The 12,366-nt window shown below is 74.5% G+C and carries 9 protein-coding genes; 6 read left to right on the top strand and 3 right to left on the bottom strand.

All coding sequences use genetic code 11. The annotated features are described in order from the left end of the window. Positions 1-85 precede the first annotated feature (85 nt). Genes ACA514_RS02105 through ACA514_RS02090 form a run of 4 tightly spaced genes read left to right on the top strand, consistent with a single transcriptional unit; the run spans position 86 to position 8,252 of the window. Positions 86-1,195, top strand: coding sequence for an amidohydrolase family protein (locus ACA514_RS02105; RefSeq protein ID WP_375039233.1), 1,110 nt, complete (start codon positions 86-88; stop codon positions 1,193-1,195). 49 nt (positions 1,196-1,244) lie between these two features. Then, positions 1,245-2,633: an FAD-dependent oxidoreductase gene (locus tag ACA514_RS02100; RefSeq protein ID WP_375039232.1), complete on the top strand. Its 1,389-nt coding sequence runs from the start codon at positions 1,245-1,247 to the stop codon at positions 2,631-2,633. A 56-nt stretch (positions 2,634-2,689) separates the two neighbouring features. Beyond that, positions 2,690-6,064 carry a DUF4132 domain-containing protein gene (locus ACA514_RS02095; protein WP_375039231.1) on the top strand — a complete coding sequence of 1,125 codons (3,375 nt, stop codon included), beginning with the start codon at positions 2,690-2,692 and terminating at the stop codon, positions 6,062-6,064. A gap of 10 nt (positions 6,065-6,074) precedes the next feature. After that, a complete protein-coding gene (locus ACA514_RS02090; RefSeq protein WP_375039230.1) occupies positions 6,075-8,252 on the top strand; it encodes a DUF4132 domain-containing protein in 2,178 nt (725 codons plus the stop codon). A 6-nt stretch (positions 8,253-8,258) separates the two neighbouring features. On the opposite strand, the gene ACA514_RS02085 is transcribed toward ACA514_RS02090, so the two are convergent. The 3 genes from ACA514_RS02085 to ACA514_RS02075 form a co-directional block, all read right to left on the bottom strand. Continuing rightward, positions 8,259-9,560, bottom strand: coding sequence for a cystathionine gamma-lyase (locus ACA514_RS02085; protein WP_375039229.1), 1,302 nt, complete (start codon positions 9,558-9,560; stop codon positions 8,259-8,261). Between the two features lie 131 nt (positions 9,561-9,691). Beyond that, on the bottom strand, positions 9,692-9,946 hold the full coding sequence (locus tag ACA514_RS02080) for a hypothetical protein (protein ID WP_375039228.1): 255 nt from the start codon (positions 9,944-9,946) through the stop codon (positions 9,692-9,694). A gap of 128 nt (positions 9,947-10,074) precedes the next feature. After that, entirely contained in the window at positions 10,075-11,280 is a 1,206-nt protein-coding gene (locus ACA514_RS02075) for a helix-turn-helix domain-containing protein (RefSeq protein WP_375039227.1), read from the bottom strand. A 250-nt stretch (positions 11,281-11,530) separates the two neighbouring features. Between ACA514_RS02075 and ACA514_RS02070 the strand changes: the two genes are divergently transcribed. Together ACA514_RS02070 and ACA514_RS02065 are read left to right on the top strand one after the other, a co-directional pair. Then, entirely contained in the window at positions 11,531-12,067 is a 537-nt protein-coding gene (locus ACA514_RS02070; RefSeq protein ID WP_375039226.1) for an RNA polymerase sigma factor, read from the top strand. Next, entirely contained in the window at positions 12,057-12,362 is a 306-nt protein-coding gene (locus ACA514_RS02065) for a hypothetical protein (RefSeq protein WP_375039225.1), read from the top strand. The genes ACA514_RS02070 and ACA514_RS02065 overlap by 11 nt, the downstream gene beginning before the upstream one ends. Positions 12,363-12,366 lie beyond the last annotated feature (4 nt).

Genomic DNA, 12,366 nt, shown 5'->3' with positions numbered 1-12,366 from the left:
GCAGGGATGCCGCCCGCACACGCATCGTAGGAAGAACGCTCCGTGATTTCAGGGACGCCGCCCGGTTTCCGGGGACGTATGAGGGGTGCTCGGATACCTGGAGTCGCTGCCGCTGATCGACCACCACTGCCACGGCGTCTACGCCGAGGACCTCGACCGGGCGGAGTTCGAGGCGCTGCTCACCGAGGCCGAGACGGCCGGGCCGCCCGGGACGAGCATGTTCGACACGCAGGTCGGGTTCGCGCTGCGGCGCTGGTGCGCGCCCGTCCTGGACCTGGACGCGCACGCGGAGCCGGACGCCTACCTCGCCCGCCGCGCCGAGCTGGGCGCGGACGAGGTGAACCGCCGGTTCCTGGCCGCCGCCGGGCTGGACGCGCTGTGCGTCGACACCGGCTTCAACCCGCGCGCGATGCTGGACCCGCCCGCCCTCGGGCGGCTCGCCGGGGCGCGGGCGCACGAGATCGTCCGGCTGGAGACGGTCGCCGAGCAGGTCGCCGCGGACGGCGTGGACGCCCACGGCTTCGCCGACGAGGTCCGGGCCCGCCTCGCCGCCTGCGCGCCGCGCGTGGCGGGCGCCAAGTCGATCGCCGCCTACCGCGCCGGGCTGGAGCTGTCGGGCGTGCGGCCGTCCGACGCGGAGGTGACGGGCGCGGCCGGGATCCTGCTGCGCCAGGAGGAGTCGCGGGTCTGCGACGAGATCCTGCACCGCTTCCTGATCTGGTGCGCGGTCGACCTCGGCCTCCCCGTGCAGTTCCACGTCGGGTACGGCGACGTCGACGCCGACCTGCGCCGCGGCGACCCGCTGCTGCTCATCGAGCTGCTGCGGGCCATGGACCGGGCGGGCGTCCCGGCGCTGCTGCTGCACAACTACCCGTTCCACCGGCACGCCGGGTACCTCGCCCAGGTGCTGCCGAACGTCCACGTCGACGCGGGCCTCGCCACCCACAACCTGGGTCACCGGGCGCCCGCGCTGATCGCCGAGCTGCTGGAGCTGGCGCCGTTCGGGAAGGTGCTGTACTCCTCCGACGCGTTCGGCCTGGCCGAGCTGTACCACCTGGGCGCGCTGCTGTTCCGGCGCGGCCTCGCGGGGTTCCTCGCGGGCGGCGTGGAGGACGGCGCCTGGACGTCCGCCGACGCCGAACGCGTCGCGGGGCTCGTCGCGTCCGGCACCGCCCGCCGCGTCTACCGCATCTGACCCGGTGCCGCCCGCGGGTACGCTCGGGGACGATCTTCGGGAGGTGCCCATGGCAGGACGCGAGCGGCTGCTCGTCATCGGGGGCGACGCGGCCGGGATGAGCGCCGCGTCCCAGGCCCGCAGGCGGCGCGGGCCGGACGACCTGGACATCACCGTCGTCGAGCGCGGGCATTTCGCGTCCTACTCGGCGTGCGGCATCCCGTACTACGTCGGCGGCGTGATCGACGACGCGGACGAGCTGATCGCCCGCACCCCCGCCGAGTTCCGCGACCGCGGCATCGACCTGCGGCTGTGCACCGAGGCGACCGAGATCGACCTCGACGGGGCGCGGGTGCGCGTCCGGGACGTGGACGGCGGCGGCGAGGCCTGGGAGCCCTACGACCGGCTCATGGTCGCGACGGGCGCGGTGCCCGCCCGCCCGGACCTGCCCGGCGCGGACGCCGAGGGCGTGCACGGCGTCCAGGTGCTGGACGACGGGATCGCCATCCGCCGCATTCTGGAGGGCGACAAGCCGCGCCGCGTCGTCGTGGTGGGCGGCGGCTACATCGGCCTGGAGATGGCCGAGGCGATGGTCACGCGCGGCCTCGACGTCACGATCGTGGACGCCGCCGAGCAGCCGATGAGCACGCTCGACCCCGACATGGGCGCGCTCGTCGCGGACGCGGTGCGCGGCATCGGCGTCGACCTGCACCTCGGCGACCGGGTCGAGGGCTTCGACACCGGCCGGGACGGGCGGGTGACGGCGGTCCGCGCCGGGGGCCGCGCGATCCCCGCCGACCTGGTCGTCCTCGGCCTCGGCGTCCGTCCCGGCACCGACCTGGCCCGGGCCGCCGGGATCGAGACGGGGCCGACCGGCGGGATCGTCACCGACCGGCGGATGCGCACCCGCACCGAGCGGGTGTGGGCGGCGGGCGACTGCGTCGAGAACCGCCATCTCGTCTCCGGCCTGCCGGTCGCCATCGCGCTCGGCACGCACGCCAACAAGCAGGGCCGTGTCGCGGGCATCAACATCGGCGGCGGCTACGCCACCTTCCCCGGCGTGGTCGGCACCGCCGTCTCGAAGATCTGCCACGCCGAGGTCGCGCGGACCGGGCTGAACGAGCGGGAGGCGGCGGCCGCCGGGTTCGACGCGCTGAGCGTCGTGGTCGAGTCCACGACCCGCGCCGGCTACCACCCGGGCGCCACGGTGATGAAGACCAAGCTGATCGCCGAGCGCCGGTCGGGCCGGCTGCTCGGCGGGCAGATCGTCGGCGAGGAGAACGCCGCCAAGCGGATCGACGGCCTGGCCATCGCGCTGTGGAACCGGATGACCGTCGAGGAGATGACCGGCCTGGACCTCGGCTACGCGCCGCCGTTCTCGCCCGTCTGGGACCCGGTCCTGATCGCGGCCCGCAAGGCCGCCGAGCTCGTCGAGGAGGACATGCGCCGCTCCCCGTGACGCCGGCTTGATCGTTCCGGTGCCGGTTTGTCGGTGATCTCCCTTACGGTGCCGTCATGAGCACGACGGACTCCGCGGCCGACGCCCGCCCCGACGAGAACACCCTGGTGATGCCGGACGCGTGGCTGCGCAGGCTGCACCCCCGCCGCGACCGGCCGCACGCCTGGCCCGCGGTCCGCGCCGACCGGAAGGCGACGGCCCTGGCACGGGAGCGGATGGACGGCGTCCGGTCCGGCGTCGAGGAGGTGCTCGCGCTGCCCGGCACGCCGCCGGAGGTGGCCGCCGCCGCGCGCGCCTACCTGGGCGGCGAGGCGGACCCCGTCGGCGCCGCGGCGGTCGTGCTCGCCACGGCCCCGCTGCACGGGCAGCACGGGTACGGGCAGCCCAACCCGTACGTGGACGCGTGGGTCGAGGAGCACGGGCTGCCGTTCGCCGCCTGCGCCTACACGGCGCTCGCGGGGCTCTGGGCCGATTTCACCGTCGCCGGTTCAGCGATGAAATGGAACGGCGTCCGGCGGCGGAAGCCCGACGAGGGCTACTGCTGGTGGGCGGACGAGGCCACCGCCCGGCGGCTGCGCGAGATGCTGGCCGCCGCCGACGACGGCACGTACGGCGAGGCCGTCGAGGCGCTGGCGCGCCACCGGGTGAGCACCCTGCAGAAGATCGTCGTCTCCTACCTGGTGCCCGAGCGGGCGGAGTGGTTCGCCGAGCTGTGCGCCGACCCGCTGGGGACGCTGCGCGCGGTCCATCAGGCGGACCGGTGGATGCTCCTGTGCGCGTTCGCGGAACGCGGCCACCTCGACCTGTTCCGGCTGTCCCTCGACTACTCCACCCGCGGCCTCGGCATCATCGCCAGCATCGTGGACGGCGCCGGGCCGGGCGCCGTGCTGGATCTGCTGACCGAGTCCCTGGACGTCCCCTACGTCGACAGCGACACGGCGCGGACCCACTTCGACGCCCTGGCCGTCCTGCCGATGGACGCCGCGTTCCAGGCCCTGCTGGACCGGCTCGACCGCAAGTACGCGGGGCCGGCGGCGCTCGCGGCGGCGCGGCGGTTCCCGGCGCGGGCGCTGCGCCTGCTCGCCGCCGCGGCCGACCGCCCGGCGGCGGCCGACCTGCTGTCCGTGCACGTGCGCGCCGAGCCCGCGCTCGCGGAGGAACTGCTCCCCACCCTCCCCGAGGCGTCGTGGGCGGCGGTGCGGGCGGCGCTGGACGCCGGCGCGCGGATGCCCGAGGCCGATCCCGCGTCGCTGCCGCCGCTGCTGGTGGACCCGCCGTGGAACCGTCCCCGCGCGAAGACCAAGCCGGTCGTCATCAAGGACCTGCCGTCGCCCGGCACGCGGGTGATCGCATGGCGGCCGGGGGAGCGCGAGGAGTGGACGGTCGACCTGCACCACTACTGGCGGTGGGCGGAGCGGCTGGAATGGCCGGCGCAGGTCGCGAAGTACCGGCGGGGCGAGCTGCCCGGCCACCTGCACGCGATGCTGTTCACCGAGGCGCCGGAGGAGCTGGTCCTGCCGCTGCTGGCGGACTGGGAGCCGCCGGACCCCTGGTACGTCGAGGACGAGTGGATGCGGGTGGTCGTCGCCAGGTTCCAGCTCGACGCGCTCCACGGCGCCCTGCTCGCGGCGCGCCGCGAGCCCGCCAAGCTCGGGCCGGTCCTGCTGCCGTTCCTGACCGACGAGGTGGCCCGGCTGATGGCGGACTGGCTCGTCCGCCTCAAGCAGGCGAGCCGGACGGCCCGCGCCTGGTTCGCCCGGCACGGCCTCGCCGCCGTCCCGGCGCTGTTGCCGGGTGCGCTGGGGAAGGTGGGGGCGGAGCGGCGTGCGGCCGAGGGGGCGCTCCGGTTCGTCGCGTCCCAGCACGGCGCCGAGGGCGTCGTGGACGCGGCGCGCGCACACGGCGACAAGGCCGCCGACGCGATCGAGGCCCTGCTGGCGGTCGACCCGCTGGAAATCCTGCCCGCGAAGATGCCGGCGGTGGGCGACTGGGCGGACGTGCGGCTGCTGCCGCAGATCCTTCTCCGCGGCGGCGAGCGCGCGCTTCCCGACGCGGCGGCCGAGCACGTCCTGACGATGCTGGCGGTGTCGAAGCCCGGCGAGGTCTACGCGGGGATCGACGCCGTCCGGGAGCTGTGCGACCCGGCGTCGCTGGCGGAGTTCGGCTGGGCGGTGTTCCGGCGCTGGGAGGCCAACGGCGCGCCGTCCAAGGACGGCTGGGCGCTGACGCAGCTCGGATGGCTCGGCGACGACGACACCGTCCGCCGCCTCACCCCGGTGATCCGGGCCTGGCCGGGCGAGGGCGGCCACGCGAAGGCGGTGACGGGGCTGGACGTCCTCGCCGCGATCGGCACCGACGTCGCGCTGATGCACCTGCATTCGATCTCGCAGAAGGTCAAGTTCAAGGGGCTGCGGACGCGCGCGCAGGAGAAGATCGCGGAGGTCGCCGCGGAGCTGGAGCTGACCGCCGAGCAGCTCGCCGACCGGCTCGTCCCCGACTTCGGCCTGGACGCCGCCGGGACGATGACGCTCGACTACGGCCCGCGCCGCTTCGTCGTCGGGTTCGACGAGCAGCTCCGGCCCTACGTCGCCGACGAGGACGGCACGCGCCGCAAGGCCCTGCCCAAGCCCGGCGCCAAGGACGACCCGGAGCTGGCGCCCGCCGCGTACAAGGCGTTCTCCGCGCTGAAGAAGGACGTCCGCACGGTCGCCGCCGACCTGATCGTCCGGCTGGAGACGGCGATGGTGCGCAACCGCCGCTGGTCGCTGACCGAGTTCCGGGACCTGCTCGCCGGGCATCCGCTGGTCCGGCACCTCGTCCGGCGGCTGGTCTGGATCGCCGTCGAGATGGACCAGTACAAGAGCATCACGTTCCGGGTCGCGGAGGACGGCACGTTCGCGGGCGTGCACGACACCGCCCTGGACCTCCCCGAGACGGTCGTGATCGGCGTCGTGCACCCCGTCCACCTCGGCGGGACCGATCTGGTCGCCCGCTGGGCGGAGGTGTTCGCCGACTACGAGATCCTGCAGCCGTTCCCGCAGCTCGGACGTCCGGTGCACGAGCTGGCCGACGAGGAGCGTACGAGCGGGCACCTCGCCCGGTTCGAGGGCGCCACCGTCCCCGTCGGGCGGATGCTCGGGCTGACCAAGCGGGGCTGGGAGCGCGGCGCGCCGCAGGACGCGGGCGTGGAGTGCTGGATCTCGCGGCCCGCCGGCCCGAACCGGCACGTCGTCATCGACCTCGACCCCGGCATCGCCGTGGGCGACCCGGACACGCTGGGCGACCAGACGCTGAGGCAGGTGTGCCTGTGCCGCCGCCAGGACGAGCTGTGGATGCACCAGGGGAATCCGCTGCCGTTCGGCGAGCTCGACCCGGTCACCGCCTCCGAGGTCATCGCCGACCTGACCGCGCTGACCGCCGACGACCGCTGAGGAGAGCGACATGAAGGACGCGCCGCCGGCCGCGCTGCCCGCGAACCTCGTCGACCCGCCGTGGCTGCGCAAGCCGGCCGCGCCGAAGACCGCGGCCGGGCACCCCGTCGTGCCCGGCCTCGAACCGCCCGGTGACCGGCGCGTCGTCTGGGAGCCGGGCGAGCGCGAGCAGTGGGCGGCGATGCGCCCCTACGGCGGTCCCTGGGCGGACGGCGACTGGGAGCGGGAGGCCGAGAAGGTCCGCGACGGGTCGATGTACCTCCCGAGCCAGGCCGGGTTCCTGGCGAGCGCGCCCGAGCCGCTCGCCCGCCCGCTGCTGGCCGCCTGGGAACCACCCCTGGTGACCTGGAACTTCGACCATTCACTGAAGCCGATCGTCGCGCGCTTCGAGGAGGCGGCGTGGGACGTGTCGGTCCGGATGGCGAAGGCGAACCCGTTCGGGACCGGGCCCGTCCTCCTGCCGTTCCTCGGCGCGGACGTCGCGCGGCTGATGGCCGACTGGCTGTACCGGCTCAAGTCGGTGCAGGAGCTCGCCCGCGCGTGGTTCGCCCGGCACGGCCTCGGCGCCGTCCCGTACCTGGTGCCGGACGCGCTGGGCAAACGGGTCGGCCCGCGCCGCAACGCCGTCCACGCGCTGCGCCTCATCGAAGGCGACGTCGCGGCGGCGGCCCGCGTGCACGGCGACGAGGCCGCACAGGCCGTCGCGGCACTGCTCGCGGACGGGCCGGCGCAGGCCGAACCCGCCCACAAGCGGCCGAAACCGCCGGACCTGCCCCCATGGCTGGACACCGGGGCGCTGCCCCGGCCCGTCCTGCGGGACACCGGGCTGCGCCTGCCGCCCGACGCCGCCCGCAACCTCGTCCACCTGTGGGCGATGGCGCCGCGCCCGGACGCGTTCCCCGGCGCGGCCGAGGCCGCCGAGGAGACCGCCGCGCTCTGCGAACCGGCGTCCCTCACCGCGTTCGCCTGGGCGCTCTTCGAGGCGTGGCGGGCCGCCGGGACGCCGGGCCGCTCCGCGTTCGTGCTGCCCGCGCTCGGCCGGTTCGGCGACGACGACACCGTCCGCCGCCTCACCCCGCTGATCAAGGAATGGCCCGGTCAGGCCGGGCACGACCGCGCCGCCGCCGGCCTGGACGCGCTCGCCGCGATCGGCACCGACCTCGCCCTCCTGCACCTCGACGGCATCGCGCGGAGCGGCCGGTACAAGGGACTGCAACGGCAGGCGCAGGTCAAGCTGCGCGAGGTCGCCGCCCGCAAGGGGCTCGGCGACGAGGAGCTCGCCGACCGCCTCGTCCCGTCGCTCGGCCTGGACGCGTCCGGCGCGATGGCGCTCGACTACGGCCCGCGCCGCTTCACCGTCGGGTTCGACGAGCAGCTCCGGCCCTACGTGACCGGCGAGGACGGCAAGCGCCGCAAGACCCTGCCGAAACCCGGCGCCAAGGACGACCCCGCCCTCGCACCCGCCGCCTACACGGCGTTCACCGCGCTGAAAAAGGACGTCCGCGCCGTCGCGTCCCTCCAGATCGCCCGGCTGGAGACCGCGATGGTCGAGGGCCGCACCTGGACGCCCGACGAGTTCGCGGCGTTCTTCGTCCGGCACCCGCTGATGTGGCACATCGCCCGCCGCCTCGTCTGGACGTCCGGCGGCATCCCGTTCCGGCTCGCCGAGGACCGCACGCCCGCCGACGTCGCCGACGACGCCTTCGCCCTCTCCTCCGACGTGCGGATCGCCCACCCGCTGCCGCTCGGCGACGCCCTGCCCGCCTGGGCGGAGGTGTTCGCCGACTACGAGATCACCCAGCCGTTCCCGCAGCTCGCACGACCCGTGTTCACCCTCGCCGCCGGCGCGGGCCGCGACGGCCGCCTCGCCCGCTTCGAGGGCCTCACCGTCCCCTACGGGAAGATCCTCGGCCTGACCCGGACGGGCTGGGTGCGCGGCCCCGCACTCGACGGCGGCCTCCAGCGCTGGATCTCCCGCCCCGCCGGGCCGTACCACGTCGTGATCGGCCTCGACCCGGGGATCGCGGCCGGCTACGTCGACCTGCACCCCGAGCAGAAGCTGGAGCACGTCTGGATCGCACCCGCGCCCCGTGAATACGATCCGGCGTTCCCCATCGAGAACGGCTTCGCCGCCGTCGACCCCGTCCTGCTGTCGGAGATCCTCGCCGACCTCACGCGCCTCGGCTGAACGGGATCACGAGGCCGCCTCGTCCAGGGCGGCCAGGACGTCGGCGACGAGGTCCCCGGTGTTCTCGACGCCGACCGAGAACCGGACGAACCCCGGTGCCACGGCGTCGCCGCCCCAACGCGCCCTGCGCTCGGCGGAACTGTGCACGGAACCGAAACTCGTCGCCTGGTTGACCAGCCGCATCGCGCCGAGGAAGCGCTCCGCGAACGCCTCGTCCGGCAACGTGAAGGAGACCACGCAGCCGAACCGCCGCATCTGCCTCGCCGCGATTTCGTGGGACGGGTCGTCCGGCAATCCCGGATACCGCAGACCGGCGACCTCCGGCCGTTCCCGCAGCGCCTCCGCGAGCGCCATCGCATTGACCGCCTGCCGGTCCAGCCGCAATTCCAGCGTGGCCAGCGAACGGTGCGCCAGCCACGCCTCCATCGGCCCCGGAATGGCGCCGACCGTCTTGCGCCACAACCGCACGCTCTCCGCCAACGCCGCGTCCCGCGTGGCGACATGGCCCAGCAGCAGGTCACCGTGCCCGGTCAGCGCCTTGGTGTCGCTGGCCACCGCGAAGTCCGCGCCCAGGTCCAGCGGCCGCTGCCCCAGCGGCGTCGCGAGCGTGTTGTCGACCGCGACCAGCGCACCCTTCTCGTGCGCCGCCTCCACCACGCGCGCGATATCGCACACGTCCAGATTCGGGTTCGACGGCGTCTCCACCCACACCAGCCGGGCGCCGTCGAGCAATGCGATCTGCGCGTTCCCCGCCGTCGGCCCCATCCTCACGACCGCGCCGTACGATTCGAGCCGCTCTTTCAACGCCCGCGTCGTCTGATAGCAGTCGTCCGGCAGCACCACCACATCACCGGACCGCACCTGCGACAGCAGGACCGCCGCGATCGCCGCCATTCCCGACGAAAAGGAAACGACCTCGGCGCCGCCCTCCAGTTCCCCGATCGCCGCTTCCAGCAACGTCCACGTCGGATTGGTGTCGCGCCCGTACGTGTAGGGACCCGTCGGCTCTCCCGGCAGATGGAAATGCGCGGCGAAGACCGGCCCCGGCAACGGCGGCGCGTACTTCTTCGCGGGCGGCCTCCCGGCCCCCACTGCCAGCGTCCCGTCCCCAAGCTCACGCGTCACACGTCCTCCTCTTCCTCGCCACCATCGTCCCGCACACCCCCCACCAGCACGAACACGCCCCCGGACGATCGCCCGCAGCGTCCGCCCCACCACGACGCCCGCCGCGTCCACGTCCGAGCACGGCGCGACGAGCCGCCCCGCCGAATCACGGAACCACGGCGCCCCGTCCACGAGCACCACCATGACGCTTTCCCCGACCCGAGGCGCCGACCGGTGCGACACCCGAAGCAGCGGCGGCTTCCCGTACCGCAGCGCGACCGTCCACCCGTTCCCGGCCAGCTCGGCGGCCAGCGCGTCGAGGTACCGCACCGCGTTCACCGGGCCGTCCACACGACGCCGCCGTCCAGCCGCGACGCCTCCGCGACCTCACCGAGGTCGACGTACCCGCCGCACCCGACGAGGCTGACCCCCACCCGCCGGACGACACCGCGCGCCCCACCCGGCAGGCCGAGCAGCGCCGCGTCCACGTGCCGCGCCACCGTCGCCCAGTCGTCCGACACCCCACCCGCCGACGCGTCCGGCACGTCCCACGAGTAGAGCGTCGGCGGCTCGCAACACCCCCGCCTCATGCACCCTCCGTGTTCGTCTCGCATTCCGTAACGAGATGAACACGCTAAGTTCGAGCAACCCCGGCAGGTTTCGCCCCCGAAACCATCCCGACCACGCCCAGAGGGAACGACGCTCCCTCAACGAACGGTCAGGCGAGATTCATGCGCCAAGCGAGGCCGCGCAGGTCGCGGTTTGCCGCGCGGTCGTGGAGGTCGGCGACGAGGTCGCGTACCAGCGGGTTCTTGTAGACCTTCACCGGCGCGTGCTTCTCGGCCTGGCGCAGTTCGCGGACGGCCTCCCTCGACTTGCCGAGCATCGCGAAGGCGCGCGCCTTCTCGATGAAGAGCGCGGCCCTGCGGGTCTTGGAGGGGAGCGCCTCGACGTCGATGCGGGACGCGGCGTCCACCGCCGTCTCCGGGTCGGCGGCCTCCACGGCGAGCATCGCGCGCCAGACGCCGACGTTCGCCGTCCCGAAGCTCTGCCACCCGTCGCCGGGGGACGACTCGGGCTGCTCGCCGATCCGTGCGGCGATCCGCTCGGCCTCCTCGACGTGCCGCGCCGCGGCGGCGTGGTCGCCCTGGACCTGGGACGCGAGGGCGGCCGACAACTGCAACATGCCGTACACCTCGTGCGCCGTGCGGTCGGCGCCGAGATGCGGCTCCAGCCGTCCGGCGGTCCGTGCCGCCTCCCGCATCGGCCGCGACAGCGCGGCGGCCGGGCGGGAGTGCGCGCGGGCGAACGCGGCCGCCGCGGTCATGACGGGATCGTCGAGCAGGTGGGCGGCGTGCCCGGCGCGGTCCGCCGCGATCCAGGCGAGATCGACCTGCCCGAGGTTGCGGAGCATGAACGTCGCCGCGGTGCACGTCTCCACCAGCAGCCTCAGCGCCGCCGCGCGCTCCGCCTCGTCGCCCTCGGCCGCGTGGACGTGCAGTTCCGCCACCACCGGCGGCAGCGTCACCCCGAGGCCGGGGTAGTCCGACGTGCGGCGCTGCCGCCGGATCCGTCCATCGATCAGTTCGGTCAGCGCGCCGAGCGGCCGGGCGGGGACGTCCGGCGGGTCGTCCAGCGACGTGTCGAGGAGGACCTCCCGCAGCCGCACCGCGTCACCGTACGCGCGCTCCTTCGGACGGATGATCGGAACCGGTTCGCCGACGAGGTCGGAGGCCGAGACCTGGAGGGCTTCGGCGAGGGCGCGGATGTCGGTGCGCCGTTCGAGCCGCAGGTGCCCGTTCTCCACGCGGGACAGCCATCCCTTGGTGCGTCCTACGAGCCCGGCGAGCACTTCGAGCGACATGCCCCGGTACAGCCGGGCGGCGCGGACGTTGTCGCCTATGCGCCGCACGTCGTCCGTCATGGTCGACCACCTCGATCATCCAACGTACGCCGGACCGCGCAGGATAGGAGCTTGCGGCGGGGGCGGGTTTCCGTGCGGAAACGGGGGCGGGCTGAATCCTTTCGGGGGGACGCGGCCTCCTATGGGTGTCGCCGGTGCCCTGCCGGCGCGGAAACGGAGGTTGCCGTGACCATCGCAGTGGTTCTCGCGGGTGCGGCGGTGCTGGTCTGCGCGTGCACCGTCACCGTCCTGCGGCGCAGGAGGGGGTCGCGTGGCTGAGCGGGCGTGGCCGGGGGAGCGGCTGGTCGCCGGGGCGCAGCAAGGGGACGCCGAGTCGATCGCGGCGCTGGTGTCGGGGTCGCATCCGCACGTCCGGCGGTTCGCGCACGCGCTGTGCGCGTCGCCGCAGGACGCGGAGGACGCCGCGCAGGAGGCGCTGATCGTCCTGTACCGGAAGATCGGGACGTTGCGGGCGTCGGGTGCGCTGGCGTCGTGGATGTTCCGGATCGTCCGCAACGAGTGCCTGCGCCGGGCGCGGACGGCGCTGCGGCCCCGGGAGCTGCCGGTCGGTGACGTGCCGTCGGCGGAGGACGACGTGCTGCGGCGGCTGGAGGCCGAGCGGGTCGCGGCGGCGATCGCCGCGCTGCCCGCCGACCAGCGGCGCGTCCTGATCATGCGGGACGTGCAGGGGATCTCGGGACCGATGACCGCTTCCGCGCTCGGGCTGAGCGTGCCCGCGATGAAGTCGCGGCTGCACCGGGCGCGGGCGGCGGTCCATGAGGCGCTGGAGGCCGGCCATGGCCGATGAGTCGCTGGGGCGTCATCTCGTGCGGGGCGTGGTGGGGTTCGGTGCGCTGGCCGGTGCGGTCGCGCTCGTCCCCGTGATCGGGTTCGCTTCGCTGGTGCTGGTGCTGGTGCTGGTGCTGGCGCCGGTCGGCCTGGTCGCGCTGCGCGGATGCCCGGCCTGCTGGTTCATGGGGCTGGCGCAGACCCTGTCCCGGGGGCGGCTGGAGCGGTCGTGCGAGGGCGGAGTGTGCGAGTTGACCGTGGCCGCGCGTCCGGCCGATCCCGGGGCGGTCTGTCGGGACTCTCCTCTACGGTGAGGCG

This window comes from Actinomadura sp. NTSP31, from assembly GCF_041951385.1.
Taxonomy (GTDB): domain Bacteria; phylum Actinomycetota; class Actinomycetes; order Streptosporangiales; family Streptosporangiaceae; genus Spirillospora; species Spirillospora napierensis.
The sequence above is the reverse complement of the archived record's forward strand: the minus strand, read 5'-3'. Positions and strand labels throughout refer to the sequence as shown.